Source organism: Phocaeicola faecium, from assembly GCF_014837055.1.
Taxonomy (GTDB): Bacteria; Bacteroidota; Bacteroidia; order Bacteroidales; family Bacteroidaceae; genus Phocaeicola; species Phocaeicola gallinarum.
Genome location: NZ_JACSPQ010000001.1, coordinates 371,369 through 393,946 on the forward strand (window position 1 = coordinate 371,369; position 22,578 = coordinate 393,946).

The following is a 22,578-nucleotide window of genomic DNA, read 5'->3' on the forward strand; positions in this document are numbered from 1 at the left end:
AACAACACGCATCATGAAACGTAAAACAATCTATACATCCGCGGCCATCGCCCTGCTGCTCGGCCTTGCCGCCTGCACGCAGGACGAAGCGGGTTTCCTGCCGGAAGGGGCGGAAGGCACACCCATCGTCTTCACCGCCACGGGGCTGAACCCCGCCGCGACAGCCACCGCCGGTACCCGTGCCCCGGTGGACGGCGACTGGGAGGGCGTGCAGAGCGTGGCAGTCAGGATGGACGGCACGGTGAAGGCATACAATGTGACGCCCTCCACCTCCGACAACACCAGCGCCATGCTGACCTCCGATGACCCGCACTACTGGACCAACCACACCGACCGCCTCGTCACCGCCTGGTGGCCCTACACCGCTGGCGAGACAACCCCGCCTGCCGTGAAGGTAGCTGCCGACCAAAGTGCCCGGAAAGACTTCGAGGGCAGCGACTTCATCGTAGCCGAGGAACAGACGGTGAGCTACGGCAACCCCACGCTCCGCTTCACCCACCGCACGGCACGGGTGACCGTCGTTCTGACGGACTACACCGAGGGGCTGAAGTCCGTGTCGCTGACGGACCTCTCCACCGAGAATGGCAACCCGGCTGTAATCGCCCCGCATGACAAGGGCGGCGACACCTACACCGCCCTCGTCGCCCCGCAAAGTGTGGCAACGGGCACGACATTCATTACCTGCAAATTCACCAACGGCAAGGTCTTCGTCTATAAGATGAAGAACGATACCGACTGGCAGGCGGGCGAGGAATATACCTACACCGTCTCCCTCGCTGCGGCAAAAGACCCGGGATACACCATAGAGGGCGACGGCAGCTACACCGTCACCACCGCCGATGGGCTGAAAAATGTAGCCAAGCTGGTGAACGAAGAGGGCAAGACCGACATCAACATCACCCTTGACACAGACCTCACCCTGACGGGAGAGTGGACGCCGATAGGCACTGAAAGCCAACCATACACCGGCACCTTCGACGGCAATGGCAAGACCATCACGGGGCTGACCGTTACGGGAAGTGACCGATATACGGGTCTGCTCGGCTTCATCAAAGGCACGGTGAAGAACGTGGTGCTGACAGAAATAAACATAACAAGTGGCACGTTCGTCGGCGGCGTGGCGGGATGGAGCTTTGGCGGCAACATTGAAAACTGCTCGGTGTCGGGCAGCGTCAGCGGTAGCGACGTAGGCGGTGTGGTGGGCTATCAACAGGGCGGTTCCATCACCGGATGCAGTTCCTCGGCCACAGTGAAGGGAACGCAGCGGGCAGGCGGCGTGGCAGGTGCAACGAATTCCGGTGCCACCCTGACCGCCTGCTATGCCACGGGCGACGTGACCGTTGAAAACGACGGTACGAACAACTCCCATGCCGGCGGCGTGGTGGGATACAACGGAGGTGGCACCCTGACCGCCTGCTATGCCACGGGCAGCGTGACCGGTAGCGGAAGCGGCACCATCTATGTAGGCGGCGTAACGGGAAGCAACAATTTAGGCACCCTGACCGCCTGCTACCATGCCAAAAGGAATATCAACGGTCCGAACGGAACCACAGGCGGCGTGGTGGGACGGAACTTCAAGGACTCCATGATTGGTGGCGGTATCATCACCGCCTGCTACTGGGGAGACAACGGCCAGACACAAGGCATCGGTGAAGACCAGGTAGGCACCGGCGGAACCACACAGGTGACGGACGGTAACTGGTCAGGAGCCAAGGATGCCATGAACGCCGCATTGAAGAGTGTAGACTCAGAGTGGCGTTACGAACTCACCGGAAAGCTGCCTACGCTGACGAAACAATAACCCCAAACACCAAACATCATGAAGCGATATACAATTCAACCATACGCTATCCACATGACCTTTACCGCTACGGTGCTGAATCCTGCTCCCTTGTCACGGTGAAGAGTTACTGGGAGGCAGGCACGAAATATAAGTACGGGATAAACATAGAATGAGAACATAGAATTGGGAAATCAAGTAGGAGGAAAATAAAGATTGTTTTCTTCCTACTTTTATTTTCTCTGATTATGAAAAAAGATTTAGTACTACAATAAATGCAATTCCCTTAGCCTGACAAGTTTTATATATGACTCCAAAAACACCTCCTGATGCATCTTCACGTCCGGAAAATAAACAAACGATTTCCGGGTAAAAGATACACAAGCAAACGGTCTGACCTCACTAGCATCCATTTCAGGATAGCATTTCTTCATCTGACCTGCAACCGTTTTATTCAAAGCTGCCACAAAGTTAGCCAACCGCACTGGATTCATTTTGGTACAAGGGCAGATGAAGGTTTTACAATAAGCTATGAATAAAGGATATGCCGGTATATAAAAGGATGCATACTATCAGGATTTTCATCCACCCATCTGACACCCACACGCCTTTGTTCTTTTCCAGCATACGTGCAATCCGTTCTTCATGCTCCTTTTGCAGTTTAAGCTGCTTGTCTCGATGAGCCATCAGTTGTTTGCCGACCTCCACGACAAAATTTGTGCAAATCTCATTCAGGGCTTTCAGGGTGTCGGGATGCACCCGTGCGCCGATGTCCTTCTTCTGCAAATCCGCAACGGCATGGGTAAAGCCTGTAATGATGTCCGTCATGCTATCTTTGACGGCACTGATTTCTTTCAGCAGGTCGTGCAGCTCTGCTATCCGGCGGTCTGTTTCATCTTCAGGCGTATAATTGGCAAGCCGCTCACGCAAGGCGGCAGTATCGGGTTGTTTCATATCCTCTGTTGTTTATTGGGTTTGTCATTTGCGTTTCATTCCTGATTTCTTCTGTATGCCGAGCCTGTGCGAAGCCTCACGCGCACAACGGCGGGCAAATTCAATCTCGTCTTCCTCCGGGTCGCGCCCCCATTTGAGGTCGGACTGCGAGCCGCCTCCACCGCCGCCGGATGTCACCTCGTAGGGTGACGCTATAAGAGTGAAGTAAGCCATCGCCAAGTTCTGCAAGTCCTGCCAGTTGGTAAGTTCTTGATAATCGAACTCGTTGTTGAAGAAGTCAATCACCTTGTCGGGCAGATAGCGTTTGTAGGTCTTTCCGTCATGCTCAAACTCCGTGGACAGGCGGTTTGATTTATACTCTGTGTAGTCCTCGTAAACCGTGTTGCGCAGCCGTATAACGGGCTGTGGCTTTTGTTTTGCGGTATTGGGTACGGTAGGTTTCGGGGTCGGTGTGGCGGTCGGTTTGGGTGTCGGGCTTGCTTGTTTGGCTTTCTGTTTGTCCTGTTCGGGATGCAGCTTCTCCCATGTCTGCCTGATGCGTGATGCGGTCAGATTGCGCCCCTTTCCGAGTTCCGATGCCTTGAACCTTGTGTTGCCCTTGCAAAGCACATAGCCACGTATCATGTCCTTTTTGTCCTTGCGCAGATGCAGTTCGTAGCCTTTGGCGGCAAGCAGCTTTTTATAACCGTCCCATGACCATTCGTCCAGTTCACGCAGGGCTTCCATGCAGTCGGCACTGACCTGTGGAATGTTCGTCTCGTGTATGTGCATGGCGGTAGTCCAGCCCCTTTGCCTTGCAACCTTTTCAGCCGCCCGTTGCGCCCGGAGGTGGATGGCGTGGTCGTTGTTGATGTTCCCGTCCTCGTCCACCCGGCAGACAACGGCATGTAGGTGCGGTATGCCGCTCTTGGATTCTTCGTGCAACCATACGGAGGACTTGCTGCCCGATACGTTGGTGTGTGGAGAAACGGTCTTGCCGTCCTTGTCACGTATCTCTTGGCTGTCAAAAGCCGCAGCAAAGTCATACCAAAGTTGCCGCCAGTCGTCCAAGGTGAAATCCTCGGTATGCTCCATTGCCGGGCTAATCTCCATACGGATGACATTGTTCTTGATGTTGGGGCGGTTCATGGTGGCGAACTTCATTTCAGTCCAGATACCCGTAGCGTCCATGCCCTGCGGCATGAAGTTGTCGCAGATGCGCGTTATCTTTTCGGGATGCTTCTTGTTCCTCGATTCTCCTGATACATAGAGCATCGCCCTTATGCCGTGGGCTACCGCCTTTGCGTTGGCTATCATGCGCCGTCCTCCTTTGTTCCTTGGTTTGTTGTCCCTGCCGGATAGCTGTTCGCCGTCTGTGCGGACTGCAAGAAGTCGGCGACACGATTCGTGACATGGGCCACTTTCTCGTACCATTCGAGCATGGTCTCTTCGTGCCGGAACAGGCGTATCTTCTCGTTGTCGCTCAGTCCGTGCAGGGCGTTGGCGAAGTTCACCATGTCCGTGCGGCAGGCCGCAAGCTGACGCAACCCGTCCAATTCCCTGTCGGAAAGCCTTTGCCGTGGCTTGTAACCGAGTGCCCTTGCACGGATGAAGTCACTGCGTGTCATGCCGCACTGGTCGGCGGTGCTTTTGATTTGCGAAAGCTCCTGTTCCGTGACCTTGGTGACAACCACCCTGTCACGCCTTATGACGGGCTTCTTTTGCCTTGATTCCTGATTGAAGGTATCTTCTTCGTGTGTCATATACCAATTAAGTAGAATAGTCGTGAAACGGTTTCTAAAAGAGGGAAGCTGCGAGCCTGCGAGCGGCAAGGACAACAGTCTGCCGGACTGTTGCGAGGACGTCGGGGTGTTGCCGTCCGCAGGCGGTAATACCTCGGCATACCTCGCAACTGAACGCTACCGCTCCATGCCAATCCACCCGTCCGCTTGCCACAGCCAAAACAGACTGGTGCCAGTGGAGTGCCGGATAATGGAACAACGGTAAGCGTTTGTTTTCACAGTACCGCCGTCGGCTCGGCTTTTGACTGTTCTTATTCTTCCCTCTGTTCGTGAGGAATAACAGGGTTGGATATGTTGCCATTCTCCGCTGTTTTCCACTCAAACAGGCACGGAAAGGTCATCACGGATGCAACCCTTGAACGGCAGGTGTTGATAACCTTCATGTCAGTAAGCATGGCAAGCAGGTTGCGTATGCGCTTCCTGCCCATGTTCCATTGCGAAGAAAGCTGTTCTTCGGAATACTGCGCCTGACCTGCGGAAAGCATAAGCGGTCTGTGGAAGCCATTGGCAACACTGTCCGTTAATGCCATCCTTGCCAGCAGGTCGCCAAACAATGTGAAGTTGCTTGTTTTCCTGCCATTGTCATCGGTAGTTGTTCCGCACAGCCATTGCAGAGCACGGTCGGAGAATCGGAAAGAGAATGATGCAATCCCTGTCGGGTACATGAATCTGTATGTTTCCTTGTCCATAAATCTTTGACTTTATAAGTGTGATACTAATTTTTCCTGAATGGAATGAAGCCGTACAGGTATCGGCATGGAAACACCGACTTGGTTTTTGTTGTACCCTGCACGGCTTTTCTGTTTTGAACGGCGCATGAAAAGTGTTAGGCTTGCCAATTACTTGCATCAGTCAGCCAATGCGTATCATCCCGAAATAAGGGAAGAAAAACAGGCTGCGTTACCACGGGGCATACACCTTTCCACTTTTTGCATACGGTCATTTGTTTACTCCGTTGCCGTTAGTGCTGCCCGGAAACGGTTGTCCGGATGCAGGCCGCTTGTCAAGACTCGATACGGCACGGCTGATGTCCGTGGCATTCACCGCAATGGAAAGCAACGCCTTGTTGACCGTCACCAACTGCCGCTTGTCGCAAAACTCCGTCACACGCTCCAGCAATCCGAACGCCCGGTTCAACCGATGTCCCTGTGCATTGTCCGCTGTCAGCCGCTCGTTGTCCGTGCCGCTGTTGAGATAGCGGTTGAGCGCAAGACGGTCGTCCGCTGAAATGCTCTCTGCCGTAGCCTTGCCGTCGGCGATGGCTATGCCCACACGCAGTGCGTCCGCCTCGTAGATGCCCACACTCTCCAAGAATGTGCGGATAGCTTGTACGTCCTTGCCGCTTATCTCACGTTTGCGGCTCTCGTTTTTCTTTTCAGTCGAAACAGCCGAAGCTGCTCCGGCCTGTTCCATGTTCTTACTCTGTTCCATAATACAATTTGTTTTTGATGTGAAAAAATAAGTTGCTTATTTCCGTCCGGCAAGGTAGCGGTCGGCTTCTTCATTGATTTCCCCTTGCGATGAGATGCGTACTCCTGTGAGGAAAGCATCCAAATCCTCCCTCTTGAAGAAACACAGCTTGCCGCACGGCTTGTACATCGGGATTGCCCGGCGCATCATCAGCTTTCGGAAGTAGGACAGCTTGAAACCGCAATACTCGGCGGCTTCCTTGGTGCTTAAAAGTTTTCGTTGCTCTGTCATGTGAGTATATTTTTAGTGGATATTCAGGTCGCTTCTTTGTCTTGGCGACAATGCAAATGTATGGCGGATGTTTTGGAAAACCTCATTTGTAAATGACACAAACAAAGCATTTTGTGAATTATAAATGAAAGTATAAACGGTGCATAACGAAGTATAAAGGAACTCTAAACCCTCCATAATCCCGGATTGTCCTTACATGGCAATCCATAAGAGCGGAAAGAAGTACGGATGTTTGCGGACAGGCATGAAAAATCCCGCCGCTGGCTCGCAGTGACGGGAACAAGAAAAATGATTTTATAAAAATATTCAGTCAGAGTTTCTTGAACTCTTCAAGGTCGTAGGTGTCAAGTCTCGGTCGCAGACGTGTAGCCTTGCGCAACAGTTTGGAGATATGCCGCTGGTGGTCGGACGGATTGTCTTTGGAGGCGGCCTTGAGGTTGCTCGCCAACTGTGCGCCGTTGTTGAGCGGCCAGAACTTCCCGAAGATTACCCATTTCCCTTTCCTAATTTTGAGGGCTGCGCACATCGCGTTGGCGATATAGGCATAAAGCGTCCGGTTGATTTCGTCATCCTCCTTTTTCATCAGCGGTTGGAAGTCCGCATCCAGATAACCGTCCTCCCGGAACAGCACGAGTAAGAACAGCGCATCGTTGGTCTGCAACGCTTCGGGCAACTTTTTTACCAATTCAGGTTGTAGCTGTGAAACGAGGGTGTCGTAGTGCCTGATTTCATCCTCCTGCTTCATCGGCATTGATGATGCGGATATTGAAAGTACAGTTTCGATATGGCTGTCGGTCTGTTCTTTTGTAGTTTGCGGTTTTTTCGGCATGAGCTTGTTCCACCGTTGGAACAGCCACGACTTAACCTGCTTCCCGTAAGCCATCCCGATGATGTAGGGCAGCAGGAAAAGCACGGCAAAAAGTGAAACCATGACGATGACCGTGCTCCAGTCCAGATGTTTGTCAGGCGTGAGGATAAATGCAAGCAACAACGAAATCACAAACCAAGAGGCCGTTAAAACAGAACGGTCTTTGGAAAGCCATTTGTCTATGATAATGTCATACAAAAGGAAAAATTCTATAACCAGTCCAATCCAACCGACAATTGACAAGGCGGTAAAGACAAATGCAGCCGTGGTTGCTTCCATACGGAAAGCAACGGCAGCTACCAACCCGAATGCGGTTGCGGCTACCACTGTAAGCGGTAACAGCATTGTAAGAAAGTTATCGGACAATCGTTTCATCGCATACATCAGGTTTAGTCCTTAAAAATTTCATTGACACGGTTGACAGCTTCGTCTTTCTTCTGGTCGATAATCTTCGCGTAAATCTGCGTTGTGGAAATGTTCTTGTGTCCGAGCAGCTTGCTTGTGGTAAAAATGTCAACATCCAGTGTAAGCATCATGGTGGCGAAGGTATGACGGCTGACATGGTAGGTCACGTGCTTGTTTATGCCAGCCGCCTTCGCCCATTTGTCAAGGATGATGCAGATACGGCTTTCAGAAGGAAGGTCGAAAACCTTGTCTCCGTCTTTGGCATCGCCACGTTCCGGTAACCATTTCATTGCTTGTTTTGACAATGGCAGATAAATCGGGTCGTTGGTCTTTTCCATGACGGTGAACACACGCCACTGGTCGCCGTCCTTGTGTATGTCGCCCCATGTCAGACCGACAACATCGCTGATGCGCAAGGCGCAATAGCACGAGAACAGGAAAGCCTGCTTCACGGCAGGACGGGTAGGACATTCCGTTGCAATGAGTTTTTTCAGTTCGTCAATCTGCAGGAACTCGCGCTTACTTTCGGGGCGGTGGATGCGGTCGGCTGCTGCAATATGCGTGAACGGGTTTTCGGAAAGATAGTCGTTGCGCACAGCCCAGTTCAGCATGGCACTAAGCACCGTGACATACCCTGTGGCGGTGGTCATGGAAATAGGTCGGTTTGTCCGTGCCTTGTAATCGTTCCGCAGGAAATTCATGAAAGCCATGCAATAGTCCTTGTCAAGCATCCTGATGGGAACATCGCCACGGAATTGGAATGTAGCTTTCCGTATGGAATTGACACCCCGTATCATAGAGTGCTTACCGTTGTCCTCCAGCCATCTTGCATAGCGGTCAAGCAACTCAGACAACTTAATGCGGCCACGCAATGTCGCGTTGGAAACGCCTTTTTCATTATTGGTAAGTTCGACGATGCGGTCAGCCTTAATCTTGTTCGCCAAAGCCATGTTGTGCTGGTTCATGGCACGGCTTGCCGGGTCAATCTCCGGAACGAGATAAAGTTTGAGAAACTCATAAGTACGTTTCCCGTTGCGGTAAATATCCAGATAGATAGACTTGTTTCCGTTCTGCAACTCCTTGAAGCGGATACGGACAGGCTCTTTCGCCTTGATAACTTTCTTGGGTCTGGGCATGGTGATATGTTTTTATTGATTATTCGTTTTGAGTTATTTGTTCTTATCTCCAGTATGGCTTGCGGCAACCATTTTCATATATCCTTTCATCGTCTTGGGTGTCATCCCAAGCATACAACTGACAGTGCCTATGTCAGTGCCAGTAGTGAGCAATAGATATATAAAGGTGTTCTGCGCAAGCCGGAAACTCAACGGCTGGTGCAGTCCTGCGTTCTTGCCCCATTGCGACAGGATGTTTCTGATTTCAGTGCCTTTCGGCAATCCTTTGAATACAAGTCCGCGGTGGTTTGCCGTTTCAGGCAACCATCGCATTGATATCGCAGTCAACGGCACGGATGACTTCCTTGAATGCACTTCAATGGTTGTCCTGCCTTCATTCGTCTTTATGTCTTTCCATTTTAGTGAGAGGACATCGGCAAAAGATAGATAAGTGAAGATGCTCAACATGAAAGCCTGTTTGACTTGTGGTCTTGACATCACAGGGCAGGGTGTGTCCATCAAAGCCTTTATTTCGTCAATGGTCAGAAACTTTTTCAACGGACGCTCCCTTGTAATTCGCCCGTGGATGTTCACAAAGCGGAGAGGGTTTACACCTATTATACCATTGGCAACGGCGTTGTTGAGCGTGCTGCTGAAAAGATAGATGAACGCCCTTGCCGTTGTCATGCTGATTTTACCGAACTGTGCAGTATAGTCCTTATGCAGAAAGTCAACCAGTCCGTCACAGTAGCTTTCATCAATGTCAACCACTTTTGTGTCTAATCCACGATAAGCCATCACCGCCTTTTTCATGCACCTTATATTATTGGCTGAAGATATATCTCCCTTATCAAAGATGATTTTCTCATATTCGTCAATGGCTTCGCCTATGCGCATGGGTGATGATTCTTTGGTCTCTATGCCGAAACGCACGGCAAGCAATCCGTTCTCTTTTTCGATACGGATGGCCTCGGCTTCTTTCATCGTCCGCTTGTTTGCGCTGATGTTCTTCTTGGATGTTTCGGGTAACAAATAGAGATGGAGGGCTTCGCGGATGCGTTTGCCGCCCTTGTAATAGTCAAGGTAGATGGACTTTTCCCCATTATCTATCTCTTTGTATTTAAGTGCGATATGCGATTTTTTAGCGGTCATATAAACTCTATTTTGTTACTATATAGTCATTTTTCCGATACAAAACTATAAACTAATTTCAAAAGTAACAAAATAGTAGCAAATAAAGTAACAAAATTAACCCGATTTAGCGAAAATAGGAATTTATCATCTGTTTTGAAAAATAGTGTAAAACATTGATATATAGCTATTATAAATTCCTTTTGTTTCTGATTTATTCTGATGGAAAACATATATAAAGATAATGGTGGAACAGCTGTATGTGCGCCTTGGCCTCCATGGTGAAGTTGGCTTCCAGCCGTGCACGCTCGGCAAGAAACGGAATATCTCCGTCAAGTACATAAATCTGCTGCCTTTCCTCATTGACCAGAGAAATGCAGCACCAGACCGTAAAGGCACAGATGACGGTGCAGCCTCCGATTACCGCAAATACCGTCATCATGGCCAGTCTGGTTTTCTGTGCAAGGGATTCAATAAGCATATTGTAAAAAGATTTGAAGTTATTTGACTAATGACCTGACAGCCGAACCTGTTCCTCTCATGGCAGAACCTGCCGCACCTCCGGCCATGGCACCTGCAGTAGTGGTGATACCCATTGCAGCCGAACCGGCAACGGAACCTGTACCCGAACTTACCCCTCCCGGAATCAGCCATGAAGCCACTTCAGGAACGAAGCGTATGATATAGGTCCCCACGAGCATACCCATGGCATACATACAGTTGGAGCCTATTCCCTGCAGTCCCAGTGCGCCAATCTGTTCCCAAGAGTTTACCGAGCCATGAAGCAGATGGTCGTATGCCACCAGATCCTGCTGCAGGTTATAAAGAAGGATGAAGTCTATATAATAGATGCACATATAGGTCACGAATCCCCATAACGAGAGGGAAAGGAACTTGGACATCCACTGGCTCCAGGCCGAGTTCCATGGCGGTGCCAGCGAGAGGGCAAACATGATCGGACAGAATATCATCATGATGGCCATGAAAATCCTCTGTGCCACGAGCATCCCGTAATACGACATCTGGAAAATCAGTTCCCCGACAAAACGTATGACATCGTTTATCCATTCACTGACCTTCGTCTCAGCCGCCACAGCAGCCCTCTGGGCGTAGTTGTTGATGGTCGAGCCCAGATTCTCCACATTATATATCAGCTTGTCCCACCATGCAGCATCCTGACCGATTTCGGCCACCTGCTTTGCCGTGGCTATGGAGTCCTGTACGGTTCTCAGCCTGTCGAGATATTCACTCTGTTTCTGTGCTACCTTCAGCTCGAAGGTCGCCACTTCCTTGTTCTTTGCCTTGGCCATAGCCCATGTAGCGGACTCCAGACTCTTTCCCGGAACCTGCAGAGCCGAGCATATCCATGAAGAGGATGAAATACACAGGGAAATGCCAATGATACGCAACAGCTTCATGACATCCATACCACGCCTTCCGAGCATCATCATCCAGCATTCGTATGAACCGACACACAGGGCCAGGCACAGACCGAGAGCCTTTGCCATTGAAACGGCATCACCGAGAACGGCCACATTGGGAAATGTCTCCATGGCCGTCAGCAGCTTTTCCAGACTTTCGTCAATAGCCGGAAGGCCTATTGTCAGCGGAATAAACAATAAATCCATATCTTAAAATGTTATTTGTTTTTACTTGTTTTTCAATAATGTGTAGCAGCAACGGCACAAAGATGTGCAGTCCTGTTGACCAGTTCTGCCATCCTGGATTTGGCTTCCTCGTATGCCTTCTGCCGCTTGGCGTTCTCCAGCCCATAACCGACACCGGTTTTGTGTATATAGGCTATATCCGCACAGAGTATTTCATTCTGGCGGCTCAGCTCGTCCACCTGATAGCGGAGCTTGCCGTTACTCTTCTGCATACAGTAGAGCAGTCCGTCCGTGATACAGTCCTGCATACGGTTGAACTCGTTCTTGTAAGTGGCATACATCAGGTCAACATTTCTGTCAGCCTCCCTTGCCAGTTCTTCCTTATACAGTTCCTCGATATATTTGCGCTCACTCTCCACTTTTTTGATTTTCTGCCTCTGCGTCTCTTCGGCGGTCACACGCACCGGCATGATACGCTTCACATCAGACTTTGGTTCCTTGAAACGGACACGGAATCCGGAGTTGAACCAGTCCCATTTCCAGTACATTTCCGCACCTGAGTATTTCTTATGCAGGAAAAAGTAATACCAGTCCGGAGCAAAATCCCACGGACCGTTTTCCATAGACTTCCACTGCTTCTGCTTTTCACTGTCACTTACTATGCTTTGGGCATTGGATGTAAATATGATACATGATACTGCCAGACACATGATTATTGTAAATATTCTTTTAACCTGCATATCCCTGATTCCATTTGTTGATTACACGCTCAGCTATCTCATTCTTCACATTGGAGTTCAGTATCTCCCAGATATAGTCCGGCTTCCATCCGCAGTCCGTGACAAGGAAACAATACAGGTTGGCATTGTCTATTATGTACCTTGCCCTGTCGATGGAAGCCTTCAGTGTCATTACCAGATTCAGCTTCTCATCCATGGAAGCCTTCATCAGGTTTATACCCGAAGCGGCTACGGATGCATACAGTCTGTAGCAGTGTTGTATCTCCCTTGATATTGCCACGTCGGCATCGGCATAATACCATGCTACGAAAGGCTTCTTTGATACATGACTGAAAGTATTGCCGGTAAAGTCCTTGTATTCCGTTACCAGCTGATACAGTGAGTTGGCCGTTGAAGAAATGGCACCGGCCAGTACCAGGTACGAATAGGCATTGTTCAGCCTTGTATCCAGAGTGGTCCGGACATCATTGAACTTTTCCGCACCCTTTTCAATGAGCGACTGCTCGCCATAGCTTGTAGCCACCCTTGTCAGAGCCTTGTCCTCGTCCTTCTTTATGGCCTTGTGCAGGGCAATGAGTGCTTCTATGGTCGGCAGGTCTTTGGGTATTATGAAAGCGGAAGCCTTTACAGGCAGCAACAGCATTATAATACCGGCTGATATGATACTTATATTCCTGAGTTTCATGACAGAGATATATGAAAGGTTAATAATTTGAAGCAACCAGGCCGTTCCAGTCCTGTACAAGATTTCCCACATGATTTTTCATGGTTACCACATTTGCCCATCCTTCAGGGTCAATGGCAAAGAAGAGGTCGTTTGCAGTGGCATACTGTGCCATCAGAACCATTCCTTCCACCTTGTAGCGTATCCTGTTCAGGTCAGTATAGATGCTGTTGGCCAGTGTCAGCCTATCATACCTGTCCAGCAGGTTGTAGCCGTCATCCTTTTTTTCGGCAGTTGCCTGTCCCTGCAACGGATTGGGAATTCTGGCATTGTTCACGATATTGACAAAGTTGCCGACCAGCTGCTGTGTTTCCGCTACAAGATTGCCGAGTTCGTTCAGACAGAGCAGCTTGTTTGAAAATTTGGCCCTGTTTACCGTACTGACAAGTACCGGAACATTTCGCAGAATATCCAGAGCGCACAGGCCTATTTCCTTATAATAAAGACTTTCAGTCCCGAAACCGGATATGTTCTCCATGCTCAGCTTATATAATTCCTTCATTGTAGCCATGCTTACCGTATAGAGTTCCACCTTCTGTTTCTTGGCTGCAATGGTATCCACACGCTGGTTGTGCTGCTCCTCGATAAGTTTCTGTGAAGCGGTATTGGCCAGGACAATCTTCAGACAGTTACGGTCGAATACGATTCTCCATGCAGCAGACATATTGGCTGATGTCGATACCAGCAGTATCGCAATCAGCATGAATCTGAATTTTACCATAGTGACATAACTTTTTGATGTTGGTTGACTTTTCTTGCAAACTCCAGATACAGAAGCCCTCCATCCGCCTTGCGGTCTTCCTCAATACGTGTGATGGCCTCCTGCAGCGTACCGTACCGGGCAAGATAAATCTTCAGTGCCTCCTTTTCGGTACGTTCAGTAGTATATGCCCAGTAGCATTCAGGTGCTTCCTCCACACCGTACACATCCGAGTGCTGTCCCCGGCAAATCCACACCTCCTTGAAGTAGCTTCTTCCCTCATGGTTGTTCAACGCATTGATGGTGAAAATCTGCTGACGCTGTATGTCAGTGAGTCCCAGAATGGCTGCAATATCCTCATACCTGTCCTTGAACTTGGTCTGGTCAAGCAGAATCTTCACATCAGAGTTGTTGATGATGGCCTCCTTCACAATAGGGGAATCAATCACGTCATTAAGCTCCTGAGTAACCACACCGGCTATTCCGTGGAACTTCCGGACGGTCTTATACAAATACTTTATATATTCCGCCATGGTAGGTGATGCTATTGCCTTCCATGCCTCTTCGATGATAAGAGCCTTCCGTCCCTTTTTGATACGCATCTTCTGCAGGAACACGTCCATGATAATCAGCACCACAATCGGGAAAAGCACCGGATCATCCTTTATCTTGTCAATCTCGAATACAATGAAACGCTCGTCAAACAGGTTAATGTCCAGGTCAGAGTTCAGCGTCATCTCCAGCTCGCCGCCACGGTAGAACTGTTTCAGTATGGCTGCAAAGTCATGTATATTGAAACTTATCTTCTCCAACTGTGTAATCTGCGGAATGCGCTCCAGGGCAAACTCATAATAGGAATTGAACGAGAGCTCCTGAACCTTCAGCCGGCGCTTCTGTTCCTCCATGTGGTCAATCTGCCTGTCTATCTTAATCAGCATGGAATTGTTATAAAGTTCCCTCTTATATTTACCGATAATGGCAAGTGCACGTTCCTTTTCCGATTCTGTGGCCGCTTCATCATTAATCAGAGCAGTCAGTGAACGGCACTGTCGTATCAGCTTCAGACGGCGTACTTCTGAAGGCAGCAGCAGTGCACGGTTTTCTGGCTTTTCCTGCGCCTCTTCCGCATTTATCTGCCTGTCGATGTCCTCCATGCTGTGCGTGTACTGTTCGTAGTCATCCTCCATCTTGGCGGCAACCAAGAGTTTCTGTCTCAAAGCCTCACGCTCACTGTCACTGAACCTTTCAAACGGATTGAAATATGCCTCATAGTATTCCACGATGGTCTGGTTTATCAGCATGTCTTCAATCTTGGAAGGAAATGCGTTACCCTTGAATATCAGGAATATCAGCGATTTAAGGAAGTTCTTCTTCTCACCGAAATTGAGTTCATATTCTTCCTTAGTAACCTTGAACGGATTCATGGAGATGGGCTTCTCCTTCGAGTATGATATGTATGTACCCTTGTAATATCCGCATATACCTTCGTAGGAGTCACCCGTATCCACCATAACCACATCCGTATTCTGTTCCAGCAGCTGACGTACCACACTGTTCATGTGGAATACATATGAGAGAGTTTTTGTTGCTGAATATCAGCAATATAAGAAAATAAAGGTACAAAAATCCGGCAAGGGAGAAACGGGGTATAAAAGCTGTTTTTTGAGGAAGTGAGAGGATAGGAAGAAGAAGCGTGTGAAGATGAAAATTTAACAAAAACTTAACAATCGGTAGGCATTTTTACCTTTTGCCGCAAGTCTGTCGGAACGGGGGCAGAACAGCAGAGGACTTGTCGGGGAATTGCTTGACATGATTGATTTTTAGCATGTTTTGCGCATTGAGAGCCAATAGGGGTACAAATGGCGTATGAAATAAGTCTTAAAACTCTGATTTTTGCTCTGCGAAGAAGGTCATTGATAGGAAATTCACTACCTTTGTATTTGGATTGTGGATTGGAGCAACTTTATTCAAGACATACGAAATAAAAAGTTGCATTCGAGATGCAATGTTTTTATAGTTTTTGCATTTTTATAATAGCTAACAATTAAAAAGATAAAAATGAATACGAAAGACTTTTTCGGAATACTGCTTATGGCTATGTTTGCAGTGGTAGGACTAACAGCATGTAGTAACGATGATGAGCCTAAAGATTCTGTCAAAGAGATTAGAATGCAGATTTCAGCAGAAACAGGCGTGATGTATGCATGGGGCGACGACAAGAAGGAGAATCCCATCGAGTGTATGCTTGTCATGTCGGAAGATAATCCCGGAGTATGGGAACCTCTCGGATTCAACAGCATCGAGGGCTTTACCTATGTAAGAGGACATGAGTATTATCTCTCGGTAAGGCGGACAATCCTCGCAAATCCACCTGCGGATGCTTCCGACCGTACTTATTCGCTTATCCGTATTCTTGAGGACAGAGTTGTCACGGAACCAGAAGTTCCGGTTGATGAAGAGATAACATCGGAAGAAGATATCGAATACCATGATTTGTGTCCTTTCGAGAAGTACGCAATCAGCAAGGAGTTCGTTGTTGATAAGGATGGTAATATATATTACGGCGATGGCTCATCGCTGCCGTCATACGACAACGCCCGTATTTGGTTGGAAGATGTCCTTGACAAAGAAGACCCGAATTGGGTTAAATTTCAGACGGTGTCATATCAGGCGACTTATTCGTATGTCTTTTCACCGTTTACCGATGACATTCGTTTGATACGCAACGATTCACATGGTCCGATGTTCAAAAGCGTCATTCCCGAAGATGAGTTTACCCGTATTATCCAAACCATGCAATCCGGCGAAGAAGTCCGTTACGCACTCATCCTTGCCAATGTTTATAAAAAGGGACTTCAAAAGTTGGAATTTACAATAAAAAAGCAATAACCATTATAGGGTGACTCCACCTCGCCCTCTCTCAATCTTCCAATCATACCGACCTTCCGCGACATCGCCAACCTCTTTGAGTGTATGGCGATGTTTTATTTCGTCAAAGGGCTGTCTCTCCGCATAGTCACAATACCATGGAAAGAAAAAATGCTTATTCTTCTTTTCGTTCGTTATATTTGTGTACATTTGCATCAAAAAAAGTTGTTTGACAGAAATACACCACACATCACAGAATTTGTGACTATTCCCAAGTCATTACCTCGTTCTATGAGAAATACTCATAAGTAGCTCATTTTTAATATATTCCTATTTTAATATCGTTTTTTCTTCATAAGAACGACACTTTTTATATTTTTGCGGATACATAAAAATAAGATATAAATGGAAAAATACAACAATTGGAAACTTAAGTTTTATACAATATGGGCAGGGCAGGCAGTATCATTAATCACTAGTGCCATCCTGCAAATGGCGATTATTTTTTACCTTACAGAAAAAACAGGATCTGCGATGGTCTTGTCTATGGCTTCACTTGTAGGTTTTTTACCCTATGCGGTCTTTGGACCAGCCATTGGTGTATTAGTGGATCGTCATGATAGGAAGAAGATAATGATTGGTGCTGATTTAATTATCGCAGCAGCTGGGGCCGTGCTAGCTATTGTTGCATTGTATATGGAGTTACCTATCTGGATGGTTATGGTAGTATTGTTCATCCGTAGCATTGGAACAGCTTTTCATACCCCGGCTCTCAATGCGGTTACTCCACTTTTAGTACCAGAAGAACAGCTTACGAAATGTGCAGGCTATAGTCAGTCTTTGCAGTCTATAAGCTATATTGTTAGTCCGGCGGTTGCAGCACTCTTATACTCCGTTTGGGAACTAAATGCTATTATTGCCATCGATGTATTGGGTGCTGTGATTGCATCTATTACGGTAGCAATTGTACGTATTCCTAAGCTAGGTGATCAAGTGCAAAGTTTGAAACCAAATTTCATAAGAGAAATGAAAGAAGGAATGGCTGTACTACGGCAAAATAAAGGATTATTTGCTTTATTACTCGTTGGAACATTATATATGCTTGTTTATATGCCCATAAATGCATTATATCCTTTAATCACTATGGAATATTTTAATGGTACACCGATGCATATTTCTATTACGGAGATTGCTTATGCCTCTGGTATGTTGATAGGGGGTCTATTATTAGGGTTATTTGGGAATTACCAAAAGCGAATCTTATTAATAACGGCATCAATTTTTATGATGGGGATAAGCTTAACCATTTCAGGATTACTTCCTCAAAGTGGATTTTTCATATTTGTAGTCTGCTGTGCAATAATGGGGCTTTCGGTTCCGTTTTACAGCGGTGTGCAAACAGCTCTTTTTCAGGAGAAAATTAAGCCTGAATATTTAGGACGTGTATTTTCTTTAACTGGAAGTATCATGTCTCTTGCTATGCCAATTGGGTTAATTCTTTCTGGATTCTTTGCTGATAGAATCGATGTAAATCATTGGTTTTTACTATCAGGTATTTTAATTATTTGCATTGCAATAGTTTGCCCAATGATAACTGAGATTAGAAAATTAGATGCAAAATAAAATAGGAGAAACCGTTTCAATAATAAAAGAACATATAAAGGGGAAAAAGCATTTACTTACATTATAAAAGAGAATATCACCGTGAAAGCCCGTTGCTCTGTGTAGAGTTGATTTTCCAATCATATTTCCCCTCCGCGACATCGCCAACCTCTTTGAGTGTATGGCGATGTTTTATTTCGTCAAAAGGCTGTCGGCTCTCCGCATAGTCACAAAGCCATGCGCCGACAGCAGAATGCTGTTCGGGCGTTTCCCCATATTCCTGCATCACGCTCTTGATGTCAGCGGCTTCGGAGGGGGAAAAGACGGACTTGTGCTGCTCCGTACCGAAATGGATAATCGCATCTATGGCTCGCCTGAATACTTCGTTGGCCTTGTAGAGCATATCCGCAAACAGGCTGAGGATATGCCTGCTTGCTTTCAGCGCACTTTGCAGCAGGCGGATGGTCTTGTCCTTCTCCGCTGTGGCTCGGCTTACCGCCATGCTGATGCGATGCTGCTCCCCGGTCTTCTGCTCCCGGAGCTGCCGCAGTGCCGTGTCCCTCTCGGATTCAAAGCTGTCAGCGATTGCCATAGCACTGTCACGCTCCAGTTCGACCGCCCGCTTTGCCTCGGTCAGTGCTTTAGTCCGCTTCGCCACCTCTTTCCTGACGGCATCGGGGAACGATTCTTTGATATGCTCGTTCTCGGCTTTCAGTCTCTCGTTCTCCTGCTCGATGGCTGCGTACTTGCCCTTGCCGAAAAAGTTGGCGATGCCGGACTTTATGCTGTCCGTATTCTCCCTGTAAACCTCTCGCGCACGTTCCTCCTTTTCGGCGATTTCGCTGTCAAGTTCCTCACTGCGCCGCTGCTTCTCTTCGTTCCCGATTTGTAGTTTTTCATGTTCGGATTTGGCATTGTCCGTCTCACGGATCGCAGCATCCCTGTCGGCTTCGGCTGCTTCCTTTTCCGCCTTTACCTGTTCGGCTTCCTGCTTCTGCTTGGCAAGAATGAAGTCAGCGCGTTCAAGATGCTCCTTTCCCGTCTGCTCCTTTGAGGTGCCCCTTTCCATTTCCAGACACTCAGCCAAAACGGTCTGCATCTCGCTCATGGCTTTCTCGTCCAGCTTGCAGGACTTTCCCGTATCGTGGTTCATCCAATCCCATACGATATGGGCGTGCAGGTTGGGCTTCCATGTGGCATTGTCACCGGGTATTCCGTAATACCCCTCGTCACGGTGGATGAACACTTGCAGGGCTGTGACACCCCAACGCTCGTTACACACCTTGCAGAATTTCTGCAACTGCTCCATCGTGGTATCTTCCTTAATGACAACCACGCCCTCCTTGAGCGGAGTGCTGCCACGGACGATGGTCACCTTGCCCGTCTTTTTGTTCACCCTTTCACGGTCTTTGGTCTGCATTGCACGGCCTGTCTTTTCCTTGACCATTGCGGCTATCTGATTGTATCGGTCGGTGAGCGTGGCTTCGCCGAAATCAGGTGATACCCACGTTTCGTTTCTTGCCATAAGGTCGGTGCGTATGTAGAACTTCTCCTTGCGGATATTGGCAAGGTATTCCGCTGTGCGCCTGTTGTGTGCTTCGCTGCTGCCGATGTTGCACGGCTTGATGTTGACGGATGTCTTTTGTGCCATAGGGCTTGTCTGTATTTTGAGTTTCACTTCGGGTTATTAGGGCAGAGCCTTAATCGGTGGGTGCAGGGAGAGGGTCACTTCCTGCTCCGGGTTCTTAGGGGTGGAAGCCACTAAGCGGAGTTTCCAAAGAGGGGGTCACTCTTTGGTCGGGTTGCACAGGGCTGAAAGTCCTTGCCGGGTTCTTAGGGCAGCGTCCTAAGCCCCTCGGGAGAGCCCACAACTTCGGAGCGCAGCGGAGAAGTTATAGTGGGCTATATATGGGCAAGCCCATTCATTCACGCCACGACAACGGAGTACCGCTGAAATCCGCCCTCTGCGCCCGTCAATCTTCCGTGCCTGTGTCGGTATCATCTGCACCGCCAATCGTGCCGTCTTGCGGCTCATTGTGGCTCTCTGTGTGGTTCCCGTCAGGCATCGCATCCCCACTGTCTATGATACGGGGATGGTCGGCATTGTCCTTGCCGTCCTGCCTGTCAGCGGAACGGTCAGAGAACATAGACGAACAAAGGGAAGAAGAAAGGGCTGCTGCACCGCTTTCCGTGGTGTCCGCTTCCTGCTCTCGGCATTGGCGGTTATCCGACATAAAACTTTGCCCGTTCTGTGGCAACCTTTCATCGGAAGATGGTGTCCGTCTGCCGTCTGCATGTTCTTTGACATTAGCCGATGGTCTGACATAATGGGGATTGGTCAGGAGGACACCGCCGACATACCAGCCTGTGAGGAAATGCAGGGTGTGTATGGAAGTTCGGTTATTGGTTCGGGTGGTCAGCACACCGAGCCTGTTAAAGCAGTCAATGAGCTTGCCGATGGTCTTTCGGTTGCATCCCAAGTATTCCGCAAGTTCCACATCGGAAGCTGCGACTTCTCCCACCTCCAAGGCGATTTCTATGCCCTTGATGTTACAAACGGTCTTTGTCCGCACGGCATGGGTCATCAGCCTGTGCAGGCATCTTTGCCTTTGGGCGGAAAATCTGCCCTCCAAAATAAAATCCCACTGCTCGCCAGAAAGGATGGTGCAGTAATGTACGGTCTGTTTGTCTTTATCCATAATCTATGATATATAGGTGTTACAATGGTCGGCTACCTGCCAATGCCTTGCCGCAGTTCGGGCATGTAATACTCCCTGTCCGCCGCTATGTGGTTCAGCACATCCTGCAAACGGTCGAGCTGCTCATGGTCGAGCACACGGATGGCATTGATGGTTATCTTCTGCGTGGCAATCCTGCGGTGGGCAATGTCGGTTTCGCTCATCGTGCCGCCGCCGTCCGCATGGACGGAACGGAGGTAGGCGTTCACCGCTTCCGTCTGTTCTTTGGACGGGTACGGTGCTGCCCATCGGTCTTGGATGTAGTCAACCATTCGGCTGACCGCATTTGCCAATATCGGGTCATACTTTGCAATGACGGGTATCAAGTCCTCTTTTCTCATAATGTCTGCTTTGTCTGTAAAGAACTTGGCTTGTGCTTCTTGCCGCTGCGCAAGGCTTCAAGCCGCCTGTTAAACTCTTCCTCGCTGCCTGTTCCCGATGTACCGCCCTGTTCAATCCATCCGATGATTTCATCCTCGAAGAAGTAGAGCTTGTTGCCCCTCTTGTGGTACGGTATGCGCTTCTCGGATGTCATGGCGTAAATGGTGGAAGCGGACTTGCCGAGCAAGGCGGCGACATCATCCAAGGCAAGCAGGCGTTTGCCTTTCTGCTGTGTGGCTTTGCCCAACGCTTCGTCCACCTTGTCCGCAAGCTGCCCCACCTTTTCAATCAGGAGGGAAACAGCCTGCGGCAGTTGTTCAAACGTGATTTTATCCATAAGCTGTAGTCTTTATTTGAGTGTAATCTGTTCGGAAGCCTTGCGCTTCAGGTCGTTCACCACATCGGCATAAACCTGTGTGGTCGCCACGTTGCTGTGCGTAAGCATCTTAGAAATGGTGTAAAGGTCGGTACCAGCGGCGAGTTGCAGGGTTGCGTAGGTATGCCGGAAGCAGTGAAAGGTTATGTGCTTCGTAATGCCTGCCGACTTTATCCAATCTTTGAGATACAAGGGGAGCAAGGCTTGTGTCATTCCCTTGAACACCTGCCCTGTGGAACGCTCGCCACAGAGGGCGAGGGCTTCATCCGATAATGGCAACACAGCTTCCGTCCTTGTCTTTTTGGTGACGATATGCATACACCAGCCACCGTCCGCCGATTTGATGATGTTCTCCCATTGCAGACGGATGATGTCGCTGATGCGCAATCCTGTAAGGCAAGAGAACAGAGCCGCCGACCTTACAACAGGTTTCTCGCAAGGCGTGTCCGCAAGCATCTTCACCTCGTCAAGTGTCAGGAACTCACGCCTTGTGTTGGCTTCCTTGGCGTGTTTCAGCCGTGGGGCGATGTTCTCCTTTATCCGCCTTTCCTCGTAGGCTTGGCGCAGGACACATTTCAGTTTGTTCAGGTTGTTGTTGGCGGTGGATGCCATCATCTTGCTTTTGTTCTGCGTTGTAAGCGAGAGCATATAGGTGAGAAATCCCTGGCAGTATTCCACGGTCAAATCATCAAAAGTGCAGCTACCGCCGCAATACTTTTCAAAGTGCTTGTAGGCTACATTCCAATTCCTGAAATTGTCATCGTCCGCCATTTTGGAGCGGAAGTATTCCAAGAAGCTCTCTTTGCCCCTGTTGCGGTCGAGAAAACCGAACTCCTCGTTGATGATGGCTTCCGTCCTCCTGCACTTGATAAGTTCCGCATTGCGGAGCATGGTCTTGTTGAACTCAGCTTCAAACTTCTCTGTCGGGTTGGCATAGATGTATATACCGAGGTATTCACGCCTTGTCAGCTTGCCCGTTTTCGGGTGCCTGATGGGTGGGTAGAAGTCAAGGTATAGTGACAACTGCCCGTTCTTGATAGGTCGTTTCCTGACCGTCACTTTCGTACAAATGTTTGTCATATCGGTTGTGTATTTAATTGGTTATAA

General features: G+C 48.8%; 22 protein-coding genes and 2 pseudogenes. 3 read left to right on the forward strand and 21 right to left on the reverse strand.

All coding sequences use genetic code 11. The features are described 5' to 3' along the window. Positions 1-13 precede the first annotated feature (13 nt). Positions 14-1,801 (forward strand): fimbrillin family protein, encoded by a 1,788-nt coding sequence (locus H9626_RS01585; RefSeq protein WP_191709336.1) that lies wholly within the window; start codon positions 14-16, stop codon positions 1,799-1,801. 498 nt (positions 1,802-2,299) lie between these two features. Here H9626_RS01585 and H9626_RS01590 read toward each other — a convergent pair whose 3' ends face one another. The 16 genes and pseudogenes from H9626_RS01590 to H9626_RS01665 form a co-directional block, all read right to left on the reverse strand. Beyond that, the gene (locus H9626_RS01590; RefSeq protein ID WP_191709337.1) at positions 2,300-2,734 is read right to left on the reverse strand and encodes a hypothetical protein; all 435 of its coding nucleotides are present in this window, start codon (positions 2,732-2,734) and stop codon (positions 2,300-2,302) included. Between the two features lie 24 nt (positions 2,735-2,758). Continuing rightward, positions 2,759-4,030 carry a relaxase gene (locus H9626_RS01595; RefSeq protein ID WP_191709338.1) on the reverse strand — a complete coding sequence of 424 codons (1,272 nt, stop codon included), beginning with the start codon at positions 4,028-4,030 and terminating at the stop codon, positions 2,759-2,761. After that, a complete protein-coding gene (locus tag H9626_RS01600) occupies positions 4,027-4,476 on the reverse strand; it encodes a plasmid mobilization protein (RefSeq protein WP_191709339.1) in 450 nt (149 codons plus the stop codon). The genes H9626_RS01595 and H9626_RS01600 overlap by 4 nt, the downstream gene beginning before the upstream one ends. 34 nt (positions 4,477-4,510) lie before the next feature. Next, positions 4,511-4,816 carry a hypothetical protein gene (locus tag H9626_RS01605; RefSeq protein WP_191709340.1) on the reverse strand — a complete coding sequence of 102 codons (306 nt, stop codon included), beginning with the start codon at positions 4,814-4,816 and terminating at the stop codon, positions 4,511-4,513. Then, positions 4,767-5,204 (reverse strand): hypothetical protein, encoded by a 438-nt coding sequence (locus H9626_RS01610; protein ID WP_191709341.1) that lies wholly within the window; start codon positions 5,202-5,204, stop codon positions 4,767-4,769. The genes H9626_RS01605 and H9626_RS01610 overlap by 50 nt, the downstream gene beginning before the upstream one ends. A 250-nt stretch (positions 5,205-5,454) precedes the next feature. After that, entirely contained in the window at positions 5,455-5,946 is a 492-nt protein-coding gene (locus H9626_RS01615; RefSeq protein ID WP_191709342.1) for a hypothetical protein, read from the reverse strand. 36 nt (positions 5,947-5,982) lie between these two features. Continuing rightward, positions 5,983-6,216 carry an excisionase family DNA-binding protein gene (locus tag H9626_RS01620; protein ID WP_087339466.1) on the reverse strand — a complete coding sequence of 78 codons (234 nt, stop codon included), beginning with the start codon at positions 6,214-6,216 and terminating at the stop codon, positions 5,983-5,985. A 310-nt stretch (positions 6,217-6,526) separates the two neighbouring features. Then, entirely contained in the window at positions 6,527-7,459 is a 933-nt protein-coding gene (locus H9626_RS01625; protein WP_191709343.1) for a hypothetical protein, read from the reverse strand. Between the two features lie 14 nt (positions 7,460-7,473). Beyond that, positions 7,474-8,625: a site-specific integrase gene (locus H9626_RS01630; protein WP_191709344.1), complete on the reverse strand. Its 1,152-nt coding sequence runs from the start codon at positions 8,623-8,625 to the stop codon at positions 7,474-7,476. Positions 8,626-8,658: 33 nt separating this feature from the next. Continuing rightward, positions 8,659-9,756 (reverse strand): site-specific integrase, encoded by a 1,098-nt coding sequence (locus H9626_RS01635; protein ID WP_191709345.1) that lies wholly within the window; start codon positions 9,754-9,756, stop codon positions 8,659-8,661. Between the two features lie 214 nt (positions 9,757-9,970). Further along, positions 9,971-10,216, reverse strand: a pseudogene (locus tag H9626_RS01640) (conjugative transposon protein TraK); the annotation flags it as partial. Positions 10,217-10,235: 19 nt separating this feature from the next. Next, a complete protein-coding gene (locus H9626_RS01645) occupies positions 10,236-11,363 on the reverse strand; it encodes a TraJ family protein (protein WP_191709346.1) in 1,128 nt (375 codons plus the stop codon). Between the two features lie 32 nt (positions 11,364-11,395). Beyond that, positions 11,396-12,082 carry a DUF5045 domain-containing protein gene (locus tag H9626_RS01650; protein WP_191709347.1) on the reverse strand — a complete coding sequence of 229 codons (687 nt, stop codon included), beginning with the start codon at positions 12,080-12,082 and terminating at the stop codon, positions 11,396-11,398. Continuing rightward, complete coding sequence (locus H9626_RS01655; RefSeq protein WP_191709840.1) at positions 12,072-12,725, reverse strand: hypothetical protein; 654 nt, start codon at positions 12,723-12,725, stop codon at positions 12,072-12,074. Before H9626_RS01655 ends, H9626_RS01650 begins: the two co-directional genes overlap by 11 nt. A 61-nt stretch (positions 12,726-12,786) precedes the next feature. Further along, a complete protein-coding gene (locus tag H9626_RS01660; protein ID WP_191709348.1) occupies positions 12,787-13,527 on the reverse strand; it encodes a hypothetical protein in 741 nt (246 codons plus the stop codon). Then, positions 13,521-15,071, reverse strand: a pseudogene (locus tag H9626_RS01665) (TraG family conjugative transposon ATPase); the annotation flags it as partial. The pseudogene H9626_RS01665 and the gene H9626_RS01660, both read right to left, overlap by 7 nt. 493 nt (positions 15,072-15,564) lie before the next feature. Between H9626_RS01665 and H9626_RS01670 the strand changes: the two are divergent. Next, a complete protein-coding gene (locus H9626_RS01670; protein ID WP_225230843.1) occupies positions 15,565-16,395 on the forward strand; it encodes a DUF4377 domain-containing protein in 831 nt (276 codons plus the stop codon). 384 nt (positions 16,396-16,779) lie between these two features. After that, positions 16,780-17,997: a macrolide efflux MFS transporter Mef(A) gene (mef(A), locus tag H9626_RS01675; protein ID WP_118935671.1), complete on the forward strand. Its 1,218-nt coding sequence runs from the start codon at positions 16,780-16,782 to the stop codon at positions 17,995-17,997. Positions 17,998-18,073: 76 nt separating this feature from the next. On the opposite strand, the gene H9626_RS01680 is transcribed toward mef(A), so the two are convergent. The 5 genes from H9626_RS01680 to H9626_RS01700 all read right to left on the reverse strand — a co-directional run bounded on the left by H9626_RS01680 (position 18,074) and on the right by H9626_RS01700 (position 22,551). After that, entirely contained in the window at positions 18,074-19,627 is a 1,554-nt protein-coding gene (locus H9626_RS01680; protein ID WP_191709349.1) for a plasmid recombination protein, read from the reverse strand. A gap of 322 nt (positions 19,628-19,949) precedes the next feature. Continuing rightward, positions 19,950-20,675, reverse strand: coding sequence for a hypothetical protein (locus tag H9626_RS01685; RefSeq protein ID WP_149874212.1), 726 nt, complete (start codon positions 20,673-20,675; stop codon positions 19,950-19,952). Between the two features lie 32 nt (positions 20,676-20,707). Continuing rightward, complete coding sequence (locus H9626_RS01690; protein ID WP_138274652.1) at positions 20,708-21,055, reverse strand: hypothetical protein; 348 nt, start codon at positions 21,053-21,055, stop codon at positions 20,708-20,710. Beyond that, positions 21,052-21,432, reverse strand: coding sequence for a helix-turn-helix domain-containing protein (locus H9626_RS01695; RefSeq protein ID WP_138274651.1), 381 nt, complete (start codon positions 21,430-21,432; stop codon positions 21,052-21,054). The genes H9626_RS01690 and H9626_RS01695 overlap by 4 nt, the downstream gene beginning before the upstream one ends. A gap of 12 nt (positions 21,433-21,444) precedes the next feature. After that, positions 21,445-22,551 (reverse strand): site-specific integrase, encoded by a 1,107-nt coding sequence (locus tag H9626_RS01700; protein ID WP_149874211.1) that lies wholly within the window; start codon positions 22,549-22,551, stop codon positions 21,445-21,447. Positions 22,552-22,578: the final 27 nt, after the last annotated feature.

Excerpts from the sequence above, each read along its gene's own strand:
- H9626_RS01630 (WP_191709344.1), bottom strand. The coding sequence starts at position 8,625 with ATGCCCAGACCCAAGAAAGTTATCAAGGCGAAAGAGCCTGTCCGTATC.
- H9626_RS01590 (WP_191709337.1), bottom strand. The coding sequence starts at position 2,734 with ATGAAACAACCCGATACTGCCGCCTTGCGTGAGCGGCTTGCCAATTAT.
- H9626_RS01595 (WP_191709338.1), bottom strand. The coding sequence starts at position 4,030 with ATGATAGCCAACGCAAAGGCGGTAGCCCACGGCATAAGGGCGATGCTC.
- H9626_RS01645 (WP_191709346.1), bottom strand. The coding sequence starts at position 11,363 with ATGGATTTATTGTTTATTCCGCTGACAATAGGCCTTCCGGCTATTGAC.
- H9626_RS01600 (WP_191709339.1), bottom strand. The coding sequence starts at position 4,476 with ATGACACACGAAGAAGATACCTTCAATCAGGAATCAAGGCAAAAGAAG.
- H9626_RS01650 (WP_191709347.1), bottom strand. The coding sequence starts at position 12,082 with ATGCAGGTTAAAAGAATATTTACAATAATCATGTGTCTGGCAGTATCA.
- H9626_RS01695 (WP_138274651.1), bottom strand. The coding sequence starts at position 21,432 with ATGGATAAAATCACGTTTGAACAACTGCCGCAGGCTGTTTCCCTCCTG.
- H9626_RS01655 (WP_191709840.1), bottom strand. The coding sequence starts at position 12,725 with ATGCTGTTGCTGCCTGTAAAGGCTTCCGCTTTCATAATACCCAAAGAC.
- H9626_RS01625 (WP_191709343.1), bottom strand. The coding sequence starts at position 7,459 with ATGAAACGATTGTCCGATAACTTTCTTACAATGCTGTTACCGCTTACA.
- H9626_RS01660 (WP_191709348.1), bottom strand. The coding sequence starts at position 13,527 with ATGGTAAAATTCAGATTCATGCTGATTGCGATACTGCTGGTATCGACA.
- H9626_RS01620 (WP_087339466.1), bottom strand. The coding sequence starts at position 6,216 with ATGACAGAGCAACGAAAACTTTTAAGCACCAAGGAAGCCGCCGAGTAT.
- H9626_RS01610 (WP_191709341.1), bottom strand. The coding sequence starts at position 5,204 with ATGGACAAGGAAACATACAGATTCATGTACCCGACAGGGATTGCATCA.
- H9626_RS01685 (WP_149874212.1), bottom strand. The coding sequence starts at position 20,675 with ATGGATAAAGACAAACAGACCGTACATTACTGCACCATCCTTTCTGGC.
- H9626_RS01615 (WP_191709342.1), bottom strand. The coding sequence starts at position 5,946 with ATGGAACAGAGTAAGAACATGGAACAGGCCGGAGCAGCTTCGGCTGTT.
- H9626_RS01635 (WP_191709345.1), bottom strand. The coding sequence starts at position 9,756 with ATGACCGCTAAAAAATCGCATATCGCACTTAAATACAAAGAGATAGAT.
- H9626_RS01690 (WP_138274652.1), bottom strand. The coding sequence starts at position 21,055 with ATGAGAAAAGAGGACTTGATACCCGTCATTGCAAAGTATGACCCGATA.
- H9626_RS01700 (WP_149874211.1), bottom strand. The coding sequence starts at position 22,551 with ATGACAAACATTTGTACGAAAGTGACGGTCAGGAAACGACCTATCAAG.
- H9626_RS01585 (WP_191709336.1), top strand. The coding sequence starts at position 14 with ATGAAACGTAAAACAATCTATACATCCGCGGCCATCGCCCTGCTGCTC.
- H9626_RS01605 (WP_191709340.1), bottom strand. The coding sequence starts at position 4,816 with ATGGCAACATATCCAACCCTGTTATTCCTCACGAACAGAGGGAAGAAT.
- H9626_RS01680 (WP_191709349.1), bottom strand. The coding sequence starts at position 19,627 with ATGGCACAAAAGACATCCGTCAACATCAAGCCGTGCAACATCGGCAGC.
- H9626_RS01670 (WP_225230843.1), top strand. The coding sequence starts at position 15,565 with ATGAATACGAAAGACTTTTTCGGAATACTGCTTATGGCTATGTTTGCA.